The following is a 208-nucleotide window of genomic DNA, read 5'->3' on the forward strand; positions in this document are numbered from 1 at the left end:
GGCTGCGCCTGCTCTGTTACTGAAACTGTCGAAACAGCATCAACAGTACATGGAGCTGTAGCCGCCACGGTGTAAGTATACGTTCCTGCTCCTGCGAAAGCTGGAGTCCAAGTTCCTCCTGCATCTGGGCTTCCGCCTAATGCTGCAAATAATGATCCTGATGTTACAGTGCTGCCTGAACAAATCGTTAATGTTCCGTTTGTTCCTG

1 protein-coding gene is annotated in these 208 nt (G+C 50.0%); it reads right to left on the reverse strand.

The genetic code is table 11. The features are described 5' to 3' along the window. On the reverse strand, positions 1–208 hold a 208-nt coding region (locus ACHRVL_RS23140; RefSeq protein WP_395415614.1), incomplete at both ends, for a hypothetical protein.

The sequence above is a fragment of the Flavobacterium sp. FlaQc-28 genome, from assembly GCF_044007415.1.
Lineage (GTDB): Bacteria > Bacteroidota > Bacteroidia > Flavobacteriales > Flavobacteriaceae > Flavobacterium.